The following is a 15,154-nucleotide window of genomic DNA, read 5'->3' as shown; positions in this document are numbered from 1 at the left end:
ACCATGACTGCTACGCGCGTAGACGCAGCCGCGATCCGTCGCCTTCCCAAGGTCGTCCTGCACGACCACCTCGACGGCGGCCTGCGCCCCGCCACCCTCGTCGAGCTCGCGGCCGAGGTCGGTCACACCCTGCCCACCACCGACCCCGACGAGCTGGCCGCCTGGTACTTCGAGGCCGCCAACTCCGGCGACCTGGTCCGCTACATAGCCACCTTCGAGCACACCCTCGCCGTCATGCAGACCAAGGAGGGGCTGCGGCGGGTCGCCGAGGAGTACGTCCTCGACCTGGCCGCCGACGGTGTCGTCTACGGCGAGGTGCGCTACGCGCCGGAGCTGAACGTCAAGGGCGGGCTCACGCTGAACGAGGTCGTCGAGAGCGTGCAGGAGGGGCTCGCCACCGGTATGGCGAAGGCCGCCGCCGCGGGCACGCCCGTCCGCGTCGGCACCCTCCTGTGCGGCATGCGGATGTTCGACCGGGTCGGCGAGGCCGCCGGGCTGGCCGTCGCCTACCGGGACGCCGGTGTCGTCGGCTTCGACATCGCCGGCGCCGAGGACGGCTTCCCGGCCGCCGACCACCTCGCCGCCTTCGAGTACCTGCGCCGCGAGAACGTGCCGTTCACCATTCACGCCGGTGAGGCGTTCGGCCTGCCCAGCATCCACCAGGCGATCCAGGTGTGCGGCGCCCAGCGCATCGGGCACGGTGTCCGCATCACCGAGGACATCGTGGACGGCAAGCTCGGCCGCCTGGCGAGCTGGGTGCGCGACCGCCGGATCGCCCTGGAGATGTGCCCCACCTCCAACCTCCAGACCGGCTGCGCCGCCTCCATCGCCGAGCACCCGATCACCGTGCTGAAGGAGCTCGGCTTCCGGGTCACCCTCAACACCGACAACCGGCTGGTCTCGGGGACGACGATGACCCGGGAGATGTCCCTGCTGGTCGAGGAGGCGAACTGGACGGTGGAGGACCTGCGCACGGTCACGGTGAACTCCCTGAAGAGCGCGTTCATCCCGTTCGACGAGCGCAGGGCCCTCATCGAGGACGTCGTGCTGCCGGGTTACGCCGCCGTGCTCTGAAGCAGCCCCCGCAGATAGGCGGCCTGTCCGACGTGCTGAAGGTCGTCGGACAGGACGCTCACCAGCCGTACGCCCAGCGTGACCGGCGGATCGAAACGGGTGTCGACGACCCGTTCGAGGTCCTTGGCGGGGAGCTCGCGCAGCACCCCCAGGGTCTGCTCGTGCACCGCGTCGTAGTAGCCGGTCAGCAGGTCGCCGGAGTCCACCGTGACCTTCGCGACGTCGGCGGGCGTATGGCCGTACCCGTGGTCACGGGGCGGCAGGTCGAGGCCGAAACGCTTCTCCCAGCCCTGGGCCAGCCACACCTGGTCGAGGTCGAAGGCGTCGGCGACGTGGTCGTCCTGGATCCGGGTGAGGTGCCAGACCAGCCAGGTGACGGAGTTGGCGTCGGTGGCAGGGCGCTTGTTGAGCAGGTCGGGGCCGGCGCCGTCGAGGGCGGCATGGACTTCTTCCTGGATGCGGCCGAAGCCGTCGATGAGAATGTCCCTTGCATGCATACGACCACGATCGCGCATCGCCGGTCGTCATGCGTCAGGAATCCAGCTTCCGTGGAAGCCCAGCGGCACCCGGCCCGGCAGGTGCACCCGGGCCAGCGGCTCGCCGGTGAAGTCCTGCGCGGCGAGGATCAGCAGGTCGGCGGCGCCCCGGTCGGGATTGTGGACGTAGGCGATCGCGTACCCGTCGTCCTCCCGCCGCCCGTGTTCGCCCGGCACGAACACCGCCTCACCCGCCGCCGCGTCCCTCGGCAGCCGGTGCACCTCGGCCGTGCCGCGCGCAAGGTCGTGCTTGAAGAGGGCGTTGGAGAAGGCGCGGTCCGGTGGGTTGCCGTCGCCGGCCAGATAGGCGACGGACATCTCGGCGGCCGCCGCCGAGTAGCCGTAGCGGTGCCGGCGGGACACCAACTCCTCGTTGACCCGCGGGAATTCCTGCGGCCGGTCGTCGAGCGTGCGCCTGCGGACCTGCCCACGCCGCAGGGCGACCGTCCAGCGCTCCAGCTTCGCGGTTCCCACCGCGTGCGGTCCGTCGGTGGTGGCGCTCGCGACGTCGAACGGTGCCGGATACGTCGTCAGGTCGATCACCACGGACCCGCCCTCGTCGTACGCGTTGAGGGTGTGCGAGTAGAAGACCGGGTCGACGCCGAACCACCGGACGGCGCCCCCGGAGCGTGGCATCACGCCCACCCGCGCCGGGTGTTCACGGTTCCAGACGTACGGCACCGGTGCGCCCGCCCCCGCGGCCGCCGCGTCGAAGGTGACCGGGATGTCGAAGACGACCACGTGCCTCTCGGTGAGCGCGAAGTCGTGCATCATCGGCGCGTCCCGGACCGGGATCCGGGTGGTGCGGGCGAGCCGGCCGCTCGGGTCCACGACCAGGTGACGGACATGGTCCCAGGTCGGGTAGTAGGCGATCGCGTGCAACTCGTCCGCGTGCGCGTCGTACTTGGTGTGCGCGGTGAACGCGCCCTCCAGGGTGCCCCGGAAGTCGTAGGTGCCCACGGTGTTGAGTTCCCCGTCGAGTTCGTACGGCAGCGGGCCGCTCTCCTGGAGCGCGAGGATCCGTCCCCGGTAGGGGACGACATGGGTGTTGCAGGCGAAGTCGTCCGGCGGGACCGGACCGGGGTAGGTCTCGCCGAGCTCCGCCGTCACCTGTGAGGACCGCACCCAGCGGTTGCGGTACCACTCGGCGCGGCCGCCGCGCAGCCGCACCCCGTGCACCATGCCCTCGCCCAGCATCCAGTGGTGGGCGCGCGGATCCTCCAGACCGAGCACGTTCGGGCCGTTGCGCAGGTAACGGCCGTTCAGGTCGCCAGGGATACGGCCGGTGACCGGCAGGTCGAAGGCCGTGAGTTCCTCCGTGACCGGGGCGAACGCGCCCTCCAGGAAGGGAAAGCGACGCTCCGCTGCATTCGCGTCCGCTGCCGCTGCCGGACGGACCGCCGTTCCCGTCAGCGCGCCCGCCACCGCGATGCCCGCCGCCCCGCGCAGCACCGTACGCCGTGTGTGTTCCGCCATCTCCGTACTCCCCGTCGTCGTCGTGGACAGCCACGAGTCTGCGGCGACGGGGGAGTCCGGGTCAGGAGGGGCAGGCCCCGTCCGGGGGTGTTGCCAGACCCCCTGTTTCGAGGAGGGTGACCAGCGCCCTGGCCGCCGGGCTGGTGGCCGTCTCGGGCGGCAGCAGGGCGACCGTCTCGTACGCCGCCTCGTCCGTGTCCTTGAGCGCGAGCGCGGCCAGCGCGGGGCGCTTGTGGCGGAAGTGGCGGGGCACGACGGCGATGCCGAGGTTCTCGTCGACCAGGTCGAGGAGGCTGTGCACATCGTTGACCTCAAGGGCGACCGTGCGCCGTACGCCCGCCGAGGCGAAGGCCGCGTCGGTGGTGCGGCGCGGGCCCCAGTCCGGGTGGAAGTCGACGAACACCTCTCCGCCGAGGTCCTCCGGGGTCACGGCAGCACCGGCCGTCGCCAGCCGGTGGCTGGGATGGCACAGCACGGTCATCGGCTCGCCGGTCAGGGACACCGAGCGCAGCTGGTCGGTGTCGTCCTGGGTGCGGTAGGCGAAGGCCAGGTCGAGCCGGCCCGCCGCCACCTCCTCGGCGAGGGCGCCCGAACCGGCCTGCCGCAGCCGGATCTCCACGTCCGGGTGGCGGCGCCGGAACGCGGCGAGCAGCCCGGCCACGTGCACCCCCGCGATGCACTGCTCGGTGCCCAGCGCCAGCGTCCCGCGCAGCACGCCCTGCACCGCGGCCACCGCCTCGTGCGCCGAGCGCACCTGGGCGAGGATCCGCTCCGCCTCGCCGAGCAGCGCCCGGCCCGCCTCGGTCAGCGTCACCCGGCGGGTGGTCCGCACGAACAGCGGCGCCCGCAGCTCCCGCTCCAGGGCCCGGATCGACGCCGACAGACCCGACTGGGACACCATCAGCCGCTCGGCGGCCCGGGTGAAGTGCTGGTCCTCGGCGACGGCGACGAAATGCTGGAGGTGGCGCAGTTCCATGATTGAGAAGACTAGCCGCACAATTCCATCGGATTCTCCTGTTGGACCACTGCCCGCGGCTCGGGAAAGAGTGGCACCGGTAGATCCTGTGGCAACCCCTCTGGAGTCGCGTTGTACACCGCACACCCCGACCGCTACGCCGACATGCCGTACCGCCGCAGCGGCCGCAGCGGCCTGAAGCTTCCCGCGCTGTCGCTCGGCCTGTGGCACAACTTCGGGCCCGACCGGCCCGTGACGACCCAGCGTGCCATCCTGCGCCGCGCCTTCGACCTCGGTGTCACCCACTTCGACCTCGCCAACAACTACGGCCCGCCGCCCGGCGCCGCCGAGTCCGCGTTCGGCGAGGCCCTGAGGGCGGACTTCGCGGCCTACCGCGACGAGCTGGTCATCTCCACCAAGGCCGGCTACCTGATGTGGCCCGGCCCGTACGGCGAGTGGGGTTCGCGCAAGTACCTGCTGTCCTCGCTGGACCAGTCCCTGACCCGGATGGGCCTGGACCACGTCGACATCTTCTACTCGCACCGCCCGGACCCGGAGACTCCCCTGGAGGAGACCATGGGTGCCCTGCACTCGGCGGTCCAGCAGGGCAAGGCGCTCTACGTCGGCATCTCCAACTACTCGGCGGAGCAGACCCGCGAGGCCGCCCGGATCCTCGGCGAGCTCGGCACCCCGCTCCTCATCCACCAGCCGCGCTACTCGATGCTCGACCGCCGCCCGGAGACCGAGGGCGTCCTGGACGCCCTGGACGAGCTCCAGGTCGGCTCCATCGTCTTCTCCCCGCTGGAGCAGGGCCTGCTCACCGGCCGCTACCTCGACGGCATCCCCGAGGGGTCGCGGGCCGCGAGCGACAGCCCGTTCCTGAACTCGGACGCGGTCACCGCGGACCTCGTCGCCCAGCTGCGCGACCTCGACGAGGTCGCCAAGGGCCGCGGCCAGACCCTGGCCCAGCTCGCCCTGTCCTGGGTGCTGCGCGGCGGCCGGGTCACCTCGGCGCTGATCGGCGCGAGCAGCCCCCAGCAGGTCGAGGACTGCGTCGGGGCCATCGGGAACCTCGACTTCGACGCGGAGGAACTGGCCCGGATCGACGCGATCATCAACCGGTGATCCGTTCGGTGAGGCGGACGCACACCGCGTCCCCCTCACCCTTTCCGATCGCCCTGCGGACGTCGGCCCGCACGGGGAGCTTGTGCGTGCCGTCGCCCAGGGCCATGAAGGAACTCCGGAACGGGTGCCCGTCGACCGTGCCGCGGATCCTGACGAGCCCCCGGGTGCCGAAGAACACGGCGGACTCCGGCCAGACCACGTAGGTCCAGCCGCCTCTGGCGGGGCTGCGGCGCAGCACGGCGGTGAATTCCACGTCCAGGTGTGCGGTCGTACTCATGACGATCCTCCGCTCGCGGTGGTCTCTCTCGTCGGGGAGACCGCCGCGAGGGCGGGAACTCATCGCGGGCGCGGGCTCACGCCCCGGCCGGAACCCGGTCCAGGAAGCCCAGCACCCGGAGGATCCGGCCGTCCTCACTGAGCGTGACCACGTCAAAACCGGCCACCGGAGCCGATCGGTCCGCCTCGTTCACCAGCTCCCAGCCGAAGCGGGCCGTGTCGTGGTGGCCGTCGACGACCCCGAGCGGGCGGAAGGCGAAACCGGGGAACTGCTCGTGCGCCGCCGCGATCACGGCCGTGATCTGCGCATGTCCGGCGACATCCGCGAGCGGGTCGGTGTAGCTGCCTTCGGGGGCCCAGGCCTCGGCGACCGCCTTGCCCAGCGCCTCCGGCTCGGTGGCGTTCCAGGCCTCGAAGTAGCGGGCGGCGGCGGTCTGGTAACGGTCGGTGTTCACGGACATGGCGAATCAGCCTCCATCGAGGTCGTCACTGCTGGTCAGGGGGTGGATCGCGGTGTGCGGCGATCCGTGGGCACCACTCTGCCCCGGTTCGCGTGACGGGTCGATTACCCCGCGGGTAATGAAGGCCGGCCGGTGCACCTCGCGCATTTCGGCCAATTCGCAGGGCGAATATGCCAAGAGACTGGCCGGAAAGGTGTGGTGACAGTGTTTCGAAAGTGAACATACTCGAATGTCAGGGGCACTTCACCGCACAGGAGCCGCACGGAAACCCGGCCGCGACGGCACACCGGCGAGCTACGGGGGAGTGATCGTGCACGACGAATTCCTGTGCCATGTCACGGCATACGGCATGTGCGGCGGGCAACGCATCGGCGTTCCGCTCGGCACCTACCGTGCGCCGACCCTGGCGCTGGCGCTGTGGTGGTTACGGGACCGGGCCTCCTGGATCGCGGAACGCCTCGACCCCTTACCCGAGAACCCCAGATTCCCGCAGGGTTCACTCGTCCCGGTCGCGGAGACCGTCTCCGACGTGCCCGGCCTGCTGCGCGCCTGGTGCGCCGACGCGGCCCGGCAGGAACTGGTCGCCGACGAGCTGGCCGACGGGCGGCTGGTACGGATCGCGCTCCAGGACGACACCACGGAGTACGAACTGCTCGCCGAGTCCATCGACGCCCTCCGGATGCAGCGCACCATCCCGGCCCTCGTCGTCCCCGTCGCCTGACCCGTGACAGCCGCCGCCGAGGCGGTCGTGACCAGGCACAGAAGAGGTCGGATCGGTAGAATTCTGCCCATGGCGGAGTGGCCGGTCGCCTCGACGGCGCCCGAACTCGTCCTGGAGACCGACACGGGATCCACGGTGATGACCCCGGGCCGCGACTACCACGTCGGGCGGGACCCGTTGAGCGACATCGTCATCGACGATGCCCGGGTCTCGTGGCACCACGCGGTGCTGCGCCCCGACGACGGCCACTGGACGCTGGAGGACGAGCAGAGCACCAACGGCACCTACGCCGACGGCCGCCGCATCCGCGAGTGGGAGGTCGGACCGGGCACGGTGATCCGCTTCGGCAGCCCCGGCGACGGGCCGTCCGCCGTTCTGAGCGGCCGCCCGGCGCCCGCCACGGACCGTCCCTCCGCCGTCTCCATGCCCGCCCGGACCGGCACTTTCCGGCAGCCCTCCTCGGTACGTCGGCTCCCGGCCCGCACGGTCCGCATCGGCCGCGCCGCCGACAACGACATCGTCGTCGACGACCTGATCGTCTCCCGCCACCACGCCGAACTGCGCACCCAACCCGACGGCAGCCACGAGATCGTCGACCTCGACAGCCACAACGGCACCTACCTCAACGGCCGCGCCGTCACCCGCGCCCTGCTCGGCCCCCGGGACGTCGTCGGCATCGGCCACTCCGCGTTCTGCCTGGTCGACGGGGAACTGCAGGAGTACGTCGACACCGGCGAGGTCTCCCTCGACGTCCAGGAACTGACCGTCGCCGTCGACCACGGCCGCAGGATCCTGCTGGACCACGTCTCCTTCCCGGTGGGGGAGAAGTCCCTGCTCGCCGTGGTCGGACCGAGCGGCGCCGGCAAGTCCACCCTCCTCAACGCCCTCACCGGCCAGCGCCCCGCCGAGCACGGCACCGTCCTCTACGACGGCCGCGACCTCTACCGCGACTACGCCGAGCTGCGCCAGCGCATCGGCCTGGTCCCGCAGGACGACATCCTGCACGTCCAGCTGACCGTGCGCAGCGCCCTCACCTACGCCGCCGAACTGCGCTTCCCCGAGGACACCGCGAAGGCCGAGCGCCGGCAGCGGGTGGACGAGGTCATCCGGGAACTGGGCCTCGAACAGCGCGCCGAGCAGCCCGTGCACAGCCTCTCCGGAGGGCAGCGCAAACGGGTCAGCGTCGCCCTGGAGCTGCTGACCAAACCGTCCCTGCTCTTCCTGGACGAGCCGACCTCCGGACTCGACCCCGGGATGGACCGCTCGGTGATGAACATGCTGCGCGGCCTCGCCGACGACGGCCGTACCGTCATCGTCGTCACCCACAGCGTCCTCAGCCTCGACGTCTGCGACCGCCTCCTGGTCCTCGCACCGGGCGGCCGGACCGCCTACTTCGGCCCGCCCGGCGACGCCCTCGGCTTCTTCGGGTTCGACGAGTGGCCCGAGGCCTTCGAGGCGTTCGAGCGGGACACCGGCCGGGACTGGGCGGGGGAGTACCGCGCCTCGTCGTACCACCGCAAGTACATCGTGAACTCCAGCGCGCAGCCGGTGGTGGCGCGCTCCGGGGCGGTGGCCGCGGCCCCGCCGCCGCGGCCGCGCAGCTGGGGCGCCCAGTTCTCGACCCTGGTGCGCCGCTACACGGCCGCGCTCGCCGCCGACCGGACCTTCCTCGCCATCATGATCGCGCTGCCTTTCGTCATGGGCGCGATGGTCCGGGCCGTCGCCGGCCACAAGCTCACCGTCGACACCGCGACCGACGTGCTGCTCCTCCTGTGCGTGGGGGGAGTGCTGGCCGGCTCGGCCAACGCGGTGCGCGAACTGGTCAAGGAACGCGTCATCTACCAGCGCGAGAGAGCCGTCGGGCTGTCCAGATCGGCGTACGTCATGTCGAAGGTCGTCGTCCTCGGCACCGTCACCGTCCTCCAGGCGATCGTGCTCACCCAGGTGGGCCTGGCCGGCGTCGACCTCAACGCGCCCGGCGGCGAGGGGGTGCTGATGCCGCCCCTGCTGGAGATCACCGTCGCCGTGGCCGTGCTCTCCTTCACCGCGATGATGCTCGGGCTGCTGATCTCCGCACTGGTCCGCAAGGAGGAGGTGACGATGCCGCTGCTGGTGCTGCTCACCGTCGTCCAGGTCGTCTTCTGCGGGACCCTGCTGAAGCTGAACGGCGTGCCCGGTCTCGAACAGGTCGCCTGGCTGGTGCCTGCGCGGTGGGCGCTCGGCGCCATGGCCGGCACCGTGGAACTGCACCGGATCGTGCCCGGCTCCCTCACCGCCGACCCCTTGTTCCGGCACTCGGCGGGCGTCTGGCTGCGGAACATGGTCATGCTGGTGGTGCTGTCGGTCGTCTTCGGCTGGGTGCTGTCCCGGCTGCTGCGCCGCCACGAACCGGCCGTGATGCGGAAGTAGGCGACCCATGACGACGACGCCAGGATTCCGGCCCACCCATGTCGTCCCCGGCGACGGCATGCCCGCCTGGGAGGCCCCCGACCCGGCCCGGCCCACCGTGCCCCTCGACCCGCTGCTGCCGGTCCGGCTCGTCGAACGGCGCGGCGACTGGGCGCACGTCGGCTGTTCCAACGGCTGGTCCGCCTGGGTCGACGGCCGTTACCTCGTCGCCGTACCCCAGGACCCGCCCGTCACCGGCGGACCGCCCGCCGAGGCCACCGACCCGCGCCCGCTGCTTGCCCGCGCCGCCGAGGCGCTCAACGGCTACCGGGCCGCCGTCGAGGAACTGGCCGTCGGCGGCCTCGACGGGGAGTCCTTCCGCGGCCGTACGCACGGGCTGCGCATCGGCGTGGTGGTCGACGGGGAGTCCATGTGGCTGTACGACCCGGCCGAGGGACGCTGGCTGTACGGCGACGGGCGGCGGCTGTCCACGTACGTCACCGACCGCGCCCGGCCCGGGCGCGCCGGTCCCGGCCGCGAGCCGACCCGGGTGGTCGCCCCCGACGGTGACCGCTGACGGCGGGCTGCGCTCAGGCCGCCACCTCGCCCCGCCGGTGCACCGGGCGGGCCAGCAGCGCGCCCAGGAACCCGGCGAGCAGACCCCACAACGCGCCCAGGCCCACCGCCGGCCAGAGCACGGGCTCCAGCAGCAGTTCGCCGGACAGGTTGCCGCCGAGGTCGCCGATGCCGAGCAGGGAGAGGCCGTAGTGGGCGGAGATCCGGCCGATCAGGCACAGCGTCAGCATCGTCAGCGCGAGGGCGACGGCCAGGTGCAGGGCGTGCTGCCAGGCGCGGATCCGGGCCGGGGAGCGGGCCGCCGTCAGGAAGGCGGCCGCCGGCAGCAGCACCACGGCCACCCAGGCCAGCCACCACCAGCGGCCGTCGTGGGCGGCGACGGTGCGCAGGTTCAGCGTCGAGACGTCCGGTGTGCGCAGCACCTCGGCGAGCACCTTCGGCACCGGCAGCCCGAACGGGCCGTCGACCCTGCCCTGCCAGGTGGCGCCCAGACCGAGCGTGAGGGCGAGCCAGGCCAGGTTGGGCAGCCCGAGCAGGATCACCGCGAGGGTCTCCTTGGCGTGCCCGCGGGTCACCACCGAGGCCAGGGCGATCACCAGGGCCAGCACGACGTACGCCAGCACGAGCACGACCATCGCGTACCCCGCCGGGCGCACCGAGGCCTGGAAGCGCAGCAGACGACCCGGCAGCGGCGCCCCGCGCGACACCAGCAGCGCCAGCAGCAGGATCCCCGCCAGCCACAGCAGCCCGAACCCGGCCGTCTGCGGCACGTCCGCCGTGAAGCCCGCCTTCGGCGCCGCGTCGAGCGCGTCGGTGAGATCGTCGAGGGTGCCGCTGTCCACGTCCACCGCGAAGGTGTGCCGGGCACCGGACGCGAGCCCGACCAGAGTGAGCAGCCACAGCACCGCGATCCGCGCCGCCCACCCGGCCAGCTCTCCGGCCCCGGCCACCGCCCGGTGCCGCAGCGGCCGCAGGAAGCCCCCGGCGGCGGCCAGCGCCCCGACCAGCGTCACCGACAGCGGTACGACCGTGAGCCCGGCGTTCGTGCGGGCCAGTTCGCCCGCGTTCCCCGACAGCTCGACGGCGCCGCCCACCGCCGTCACCACGGTCGCGAGAACCACCGGCAGGAACGCCCCCTTCGGCAGGTCCGCCGCGCCCGCCGCCCACAGCCCCACCGCGGCCACCACGAGCATCGCGACCGACGTGGCCAGCACCACGGCGAGGGCCTGCGGCCAGCCGTGCCGGGCCACTGACCGGCCGGCCGGCGCGGCCACCGGCCGCTCGGAGGCGATGCGGAGGCGCACGCTGTCACGCTAGGCAACGCCCGGACCCGCCGCCCGCCGGGTGGTCCGTCCGCGTCGGCTCCGCGTCGGCTCCGCGTCGGTTCCGAGTCCGCTTGCGGACGGTACCGGACCGGCGCACATTGGGCTCAACATGCCCCAAATGAGGCATTTTTCATCAATGCCGTTTACCGCACTGGGGAGATGAGCGCGTGAGCGTCGAACCGCCGTCGTCCGGCCGCCCCACAGGACCTCCCTCCGGCCCCCTGTCCGGGCCGTCCGGGCCACCCCCGGGACCCCCCTCGCAGCCGACCGGAGGCGGCGACGGCCAGGGCGGCGAGCCGCGCCGGCCGTGGTGGAGGTCGGCGCCCCGGGTCGCGACGCTCACCACCGCCGTGGTGGTCGCCGCCGCCCTGGCCGTGGTCCTCACCCGTTCGGGCGACAGCTCCGGCAGACGCGGCGAGGTCTTCCTGCAGGCCGCCAACAGCTCCGGCCAGGACCCGTTCACCGAGTCCACCGCCAAGAAGAGCTCCGCGGCGCCGCTGTCCGCGGCCCCGGCCGCGTCGGCGGCGCAGGCGAACGAGGTGCGCGGGGTGGACGGCGGGGCGCCCGGCCTCTACAGCGGCACGAAGAACAGCGCCAGCTGCGACGTCGAACAGCAGGTCACGTACTTCCAGGCGTCGCCGTCCCGCAACAGGGCCTTCGCCTCGCAGGTCGGCGTCCAGCCCTCCGGCGTCCCCGCCTACCTGCGCTCCCTCACCCCCGTGCAGCTGCGCGCGGACACCCGCGTCACCGCCCACGGCTACCGTGACGGCAGGGCGACGACCTACCAGTCCGTCCTCCAGGCGGGCACCGCCGTCCTGGTCGACGGGCACGGCGTGCCCCGGCTGCGGTGCGCCTGCGGCAACCCGCTGGCCCCGCCGGTCGCGCAGCAGACCACCCCGAGGACCATCGGCACCGCCTGGGCCGCCTACCGGCCCGCGAACGTGGTCGTCGTCGCACCCGCCGTGCAGATCATCAAGGTGTTCGTCGTCTTCGACCACGACCACGACGACTGGTTCGGCCGCCACCGGGGCGACCACACCGGGCACGACGACCGCCCGGCCAGGCCGCCGGCCGATCCGGACCCGCTGAACCCGCCGCCCCACCACGGCTGCCCGCCCGCGTCCGGCAGGCCCGGGTCACCCGGCACCACCCCGTGCCCGCCGGCCTCGTCCGGCCCGTCGACGCCGACGAGCCCGGGGAACGGCTCCAGGTCCCCGTCGTCGAACCCGCCGTCCTCGAACTCCCCGTCCTCGCAGTTGCCGGCGTCGAAGCAGCCCTCGTCCGCGCCGCCCTCCTCGAAGCCGCCGTCCTCCGAACCGCCCTCGTCGGAGCCTCCGAAGAGCGAGTCGCCGAAGACCGAGTCCCCGCAGACCCAGAACCAGTCCCCCCGCACCGAGTCCCCGCAGACCGAGTCCCCGGCGTCGCAGCCGCCGAAGTCGCAGGGACCGGCCTCCGAGCCGCCGTCCTCCGCGCAGCCGCTCGCCCCGCAGTCCGCGGCGCCGCCGGGATCGCCCGGCCGGCAGTCCGCGGTGTCCTCCGCCGCTCCGGCGTCCTCGGCCCCGCAGGCGGCGCCCGGCTCGGCCGCTCCCGGTTCGCCGGCGCCGTGACCAGCGTGACGAGCGGAGTGCGCGGTCGGCGAACGCCTCCGGGGACTGCCGGGGCGCACTCGGGGTACGAGCATGGATGCAACAGCGACGGGCCGGGACGGCCTCCTGGAGAGACACGCATGATCGAAAATCTGGGCGGGGCAGTGATACCGACTGGCTTCGACGTACCCGTGGAGCCGCTGCGGCGCGCGGCGCACTACACCGGCGAGCCCGGCTGCATCGCCGAGGCACGGGACTTCGCGGCCGGCTTCCTGGAGCAGCTCAGGACCGAGTGGTGTGCCGCGATCGATCCCCGGGCCGACGGTGAGCTGCTTCTCGTGGTGAGTGAGCTGGTGACCAACGCGGACCGGCACAGCAACGGCCCGTACATCCTCGAACTGGAGGGCACGGACAGCGCGGTCCTGGTCTCCGTGTACGACAGCAGCGCCGCGCTGCCCCGTCGCTTCCCCAGGAACCCCGAGCGGGTCGGCCGGCACGGGATGGAGATCGTCCATGCCCTGGCGGCGGAGGTGACCGCCGAGCGGGTTCCGGTCGGCAAGCGGGTACGCGCGCTGGTGCGCTTCCCCCAGTGAGCCCGAACCCCGCCCCGGTGAGCCGAGGCCACGGGCGCTGCCCCACGCGCCGGTGCGGGGCAGCGCCCGGGATCCCGCCGTCAGGCGCAGCCGAGCTCGCCGAGCATCCCCTGACGCAGCCGTGTGATGATCCGCTTGATCAGGCGGGAGACGTGCATCTGGGAGCAGCCGAGCCGCTCACCGATCTCCGCCTGGGTGGCCTCCTCCACGAACCGCAGATGGATGATCTCCCGGTCCCGTTCGCTCAGCTCGGCCATGAGCGGGGCCAGCGACTGGAAGTCCTCCACGAGCCGCAGGCCTTCCTCCTCGACCCCGATGAAGTCCGCCAGAACCGCCTCGCCGTCCTCCGGGCCGTCCCCGGTCAGCGCGGCGTCCAGGGAGGAGGAGTTGTAGCCGTTGGCGGCCAGCTGGCCCTCGACCACCTCGTCCTCGGACAGGTTCATGAGCGTGGCCAGTTCGGCGACCGTCGGCTCCCGGTCCAGGCGGCTGGAGAGCTCCTCGCGCGCCTTCGCCAGCTCCACGCGCAGTTCCTGGAGGCGGCGCGGCACGTGCACCGCCCAGGTGGTGTCACGGAAGAACCGCTTGATCTCGCCCACGATGTACGGCAGCGCGAAGGAGGTGAACTCGACCTCGCGCGACAGCTCGAACCGGTCGATCGCCTTGATCAGGCCGATCATCCCGGTCTGGACGATGTCCTCCATGTCGTCGCCGCGGTTGCGGAACCGTCCGGCCGCGAACCGGACCAGCGACATGTTCATCTCGATGAGCGTGTTGCGGGCGTACTGGTATTCGTGTGTGCCCTCCTCCAGCTCCCCGAGCCGCTGGAAGAACTGGCGGGACAGCTCGCGTGCGTCGCGCGGGGCGACGGTGCTCGGGTCCTCGATTCCTGGCAGTGCCCCCTCCGGCGTCCGCGCCTCGACGGGGTGAGCGGTGTTCACTGCTTCCGACCGGATCCCGGCGGTGTTCATGTCCTCTCCCAGGTCACTCATGTTTCGGCGGCTGCCTCTTCGGCCGGTGTCGTCCCGGCCCTGTCCAGGTGTCGCTCGGCCCCGGATACCCGGAACCGGACGTCTCATGCGTGCCTCGTCCGTTCGGGTACCCGGGGTGACGCGACGCATGCGTCCTGTTTCCCGCCCTGGCGGGAAACCGCCGGTGGCGGTCTGTGGAGAGGTGGCTACGGCCCGACGCGTACGGCTGTGACCAGCTCGTGCCAGTACCGTTTGGTGACGACACCGTAGTACCGGGAGTCGATCAGCTCGCGGATGCTCGTGAGCAGCCCGTTCCGGGCCGGCTCCGGGAGTGCGCGGTGGTTCGAGTAGGTCAGCAGCAAGTCCAGGTACTGGCCGGTGCTGTACGTGATCTCCTGGGCGTGGCCGTGCACGGCCACGTCGGTGAAGTACGGGGAGCCGGTGAATTCGGTCGCGTCGGTCGCGAGATCCGACTCACGGGTCTGGCGCAGGCCCGGCGGGGTGGCCGGATCCCAGCGTTCGTAGCACTCCTGGACCTCGGCGAAGAAGTCCTCGGTGCCGCCCGCCACGTGGTGGGTGGTGACGACACCGAGCAGCCCGGCGGGGCGCAGCGCCCGGGCCGCCTTCGGCACCCGGACCGCCGGGTCGAGCCAGTGGAAGGCGGTCGCGCAGACCACCGCGTCGAACGGCTCCGGCGGCAGCTCCCACTGTTCGAAGGCCGCGACCACCACGTCCACCCCGGCAACCGCCGACAGCTGTCGGCGGGCCACGGCGGCCATGCCCGGTCCGATCTCCACGCCGGTGACCGAGCAGCCGGACGCGGCCAGGTCGACGGTGAGCTTGCCGGTGCCCGGGGCGATCTCCAGCACCCGGACGCCCGGCCCGGCCCCCGTGACCCGGACCAGCTCCTCGACCAGCGCGGCGGGGTAGCGGGGCCGGGCCCGTTCGTACAGCTCGGCGTCCTCGTCGAAGATGTCCCGCAGCTTCGGGTCCTTCACCCTGAATTCCAGTGCGTCCACGCAGGGCAGGATGCCGGTGCCCGCGCCTCGGGGCCAGTGCTTTTCGTCGGCGCCTCGCCCTCGCGCAGCTGGCGG

15 protein-coding genes are annotated in these 15,154 nt (G+C 72.4%); 7 read left to right on the top strand and 8 right to left on the bottom strand.

Going from position 1 to position 15,154, the window contains the following annotated elements; translation table 11 throughout:
* Nucleotides 1-3 precede the first annotated feature (3 nt).
* On the top strand, nt 4-1,074 hold the full coding sequence (locus tag ACFY6U_RS16830) for an adenosine deaminase (RefSeq protein ID WP_390038813.1): 1,071 nt from the start codon (nt 4-6) through the stop codon (nt 1,072-1,074).
* Here the strand turns inward: ACFY6U_RS16830 and ACFY6U_RS16825 are convergent.
* The 3 genes from ACFY6U_RS16825 to ACFY6U_RS16815 form a co-directional block, all read right to left on the bottom strand.
* Entirely contained in the window at nt 1,056-1,571 is a 516-nt protein-coding gene (locus ACFY6U_RS16825) for a DinB family protein (protein ID WP_390038811.1), read from the bottom strand. The genes ACFY6U_RS16830 and ACFY6U_RS16825 overlap by 19 nt on opposite strands.
* A 27-nt stretch (nt 1,572-1,598) precedes the next feature.
* Nucleotides 1,599-3,086, bottom strand: coding sequence for a carotenoid oxygenase family protein (locus ACFY6U_RS16820; protein WP_390038809.1), 1,488 nt, complete (start codon nt 3,084-3,086; stop codon nt 1,599-1,601).
* Between the two features lie 61 nt (nt 3,087-3,147).
* Nucleotides 3,148-4,062, bottom strand: a complete 915-nt coding sequence (locus ACFY6U_RS16815; RefSeq protein WP_390038807.1) for a LysR substrate-binding domain-containing protein — start codon at nt 4,060-4,062, stop codon at nt 3,148-3,150.
* Between the two features lie 111 nt (nt 4,063-4,173).
* On the opposite strand from ACFY6U_RS16815, the gene mgrA reads away from it, so the two are divergent.
* Nucleotides 4,174-5,166: an L-glyceraldehyde 3-phosphate reductase gene (gene mgrA / locus ACFY6U_RS16810; RefSeq protein ID WP_390038805.1), complete on the top strand. Its 993-nt coding sequence runs from the start codon at nt 4,174-4,176 to the stop codon at nt 5,164-5,166.
* Here mgrA and ACFY6U_RS16805 read toward each other — a convergent pair.
* Together ACFY6U_RS16805 and ACFY6U_RS16800 are read right to left on the bottom strand one after the other, a co-directional pair.
* The gene (locus ACFY6U_RS16805) at nt 5,156-5,443 is read right to left on the bottom strand and encodes a DUF1905 domain-containing protein (protein WP_390038803.1); all 288 of its coding nucleotides are present in this window, start codon (nt 5,441-5,443) and stop codon (nt 5,156-5,158) included. The genes mgrA and ACFY6U_RS16805 overlap by 11 nt on opposite strands.
* A gap of 76 nt (nt 5,444-5,519) precedes the next feature.
* Entirely contained in the window at nt 5,520-5,903 is a 384-nt protein-coding gene (locus ACFY6U_RS16800) for a nuclear transport factor 2 family protein (protein ID WP_390038801.1), read from the bottom strand.
* A gap of 310 nt (nt 5,904-6,213) precedes the next feature.
* On the opposite strand from ACFY6U_RS16800, the gene ACFY6U_RS16795 reads away from it, so the two are divergent.
* From ACFY6U_RS16795 to ACFY6U_RS16785, 3 genes are all read left to right on the top strand, one after another.
* The gene (locus ACFY6U_RS16795) at nt 6,214-6,624 is read left to right on the top strand and encodes a hypothetical protein (RefSeq protein WP_294002591.1); all 411 of its coding nucleotides are present in this window, start codon (nt 6,214-6,216) and stop codon (nt 6,622-6,624) included.
* Between the two features lie 69 nt (nt 6,625-6,693).
* Complete coding sequence (locus ACFY6U_RS16790; protein WP_390038799.1) at nt 6,694-9,033, top strand: FHA domain-containing protein; 2,340 nt, start codon at nt 6,694-6,696, stop codon at nt 9,031-9,033.
* Between the two features lie 7 nt (nt 9,034-9,040).
* Nucleotides 9,041-9,589 (top strand): hypothetical protein, encoded by a 549-nt coding sequence (locus tag ACFY6U_RS16785; protein WP_390038798.1) that lies wholly within the window; start codon nt 9,041-9,043, stop codon nt 9,587-9,589.
* A 13-nt stretch (nt 9,590-9,602) separates the two neighbouring features.
* On the opposite strand, the gene ACFY6U_RS16780 is transcribed toward ACFY6U_RS16785, so the two are convergent.
* On the bottom strand, nt 9,603-10,892 hold the full coding sequence (locus ACFY6U_RS16780; RefSeq protein WP_390038796.1) for a streptophobe family protein: 1,290 nt from the start codon (nt 10,890-10,892) through the stop codon (nt 9,603-9,605).
* A 188-nt stretch (nt 10,893-11,080) separates the two neighbouring features.
* Between ACFY6U_RS16780 and ACFY6U_RS16775 the strand changes: the two genes are divergently transcribed.
* Both ACFY6U_RS16775 and ACFY6U_RS16770 read left to right on the top strand, forming a co-directional pair.
* Nucleotides 11,081-12,520: a DUF6777 domain-containing protein gene (locus ACFY6U_RS16775; RefSeq protein WP_390038794.1), complete on the top strand. Its 1,440-nt coding sequence runs from the start codon at nt 11,081-11,083 to the stop codon at nt 12,518-12,520.
* Between the two features lie 119 nt (nt 12,521-12,639).
* Nucleotides 12,640-13,092 carry an ATP-binding protein gene (locus ACFY6U_RS16770; RefSeq protein ID WP_390038792.1) on the top strand — a complete coding sequence of 151 codons (453 nt, stop codon included), beginning with the start codon at nt 12,640-12,642 and terminating at the stop codon, nt 13,090-13,092.
* An 80-nt stretch (nt 13,093-13,172) separates the two neighbouring features.
* Here the strand turns inward: ACFY6U_RS16770 and ACFY6U_RS16765 are convergent, their stop codons facing one another.
* Nucleotides 13,173-14,060 carry an RNA polymerase sigma factor SigF gene (locus tag ACFY6U_RS16765; RefSeq protein ID WP_390039712.1) on the bottom strand — a complete coding sequence of 296 codons (888 nt, stop codon included), beginning with the start codon at nt 14,058-14,060 and terminating at the stop codon, nt 13,173-13,175.
* Nucleotides 14,061-14,266: 206 nt separating this feature from the next.
* Entirely contained in the window at nt 14,267-15,079 is an 813-nt protein-coding gene (locus ACFY6U_RS16760; protein ID WP_390038791.1) for a class I SAM-dependent methyltransferase, read from the bottom strand.
* Nucleotides 15,080-15,154 lie beyond the last annotated feature (75 nt).

Source organism: Streptomyces sp. NPDC013157, assembly GCF_042899865.1.
Taxonomy (GTDB): Bacteria; Actinomycetota; Actinomycetes; order Streptomycetales; family Streptomycetaceae; genus Streptomyces.
The sequence above is the reverse complement of the archived record's forward strand: the minus strand, read 5'-3'. Positions and strand labels throughout refer to the sequence as shown.

Bases quoted from the DNA above. Each gene is read 5' to 3' on its own strand.
- ACFY6U_RS16830 (WP_390038813.1), top strand. From the start codon at position 4: ATGACTGCTACGCGCGTAGACGCAGCCGCGATCCGTCGCCTTCCCAAG.
- ACFY6U_RS16825 (WP_390038811.1), bottom strand. From the start codon at position 1,571: ATGCATGCAAGGGACATTCTCATCGACGGCTTCGGCCGCATCCAGGAA.
- ACFY6U_RS16820 (WP_390038809.1), bottom strand. From the start codon at position 3,086: ATGGCGGAACACACACGGCGTACGGTGCTGCGCGGGGCGGCGGGCATC.
- ACFY6U_RS16815 (WP_390038807.1), bottom strand. From the start codon at position 4,062: ATGGAACTGCGCCACCTCCAGCATTTCGTCGCCGTCGCCGAGGACCAG.
- ACFY6U_RS16805 (WP_390038803.1), bottom strand. From the start codon at position 5,443: ATGAGTACGACCGCACACCTGGACGTGGAATTCACCGCCGTGCTGCGC.
- ACFY6U_RS16800 (WP_390038801.1), bottom strand. From the start codon at position 5,903: ATGTCCGTGAACACCGACCGTTACCAGACCGCCGCCGCCCGCTACTTC.
- ACFY6U_RS16790 (WP_390038799.1), top strand. From the start codon at position 6,694: ATGGCGGAGTGGCCGGTCGCCTCGACGGCGCCCGAACTCGTCCTGGAG.
- ACFY6U_RS16785 (WP_390038798.1), top strand. From the start codon at position 9,041: ATGACGACGACGCCAGGATTCCGGCCCACCCATGTCGTCCCCGGCGAC.
- ACFY6U_RS16770 (WP_390038792.1), top strand. From the start codon at position 12,640: ATGATCGAAAATCTGGGCGGGGCAGTGATACCGACTGGCTTCGACGTA.
- ACFY6U_RS16765 (WP_390039712.1), bottom strand. From the start codon at position 14,060: ATGAACACCGCCGGGATCCGGTCGGAAGCAGTGAACACCGCTCACCCC.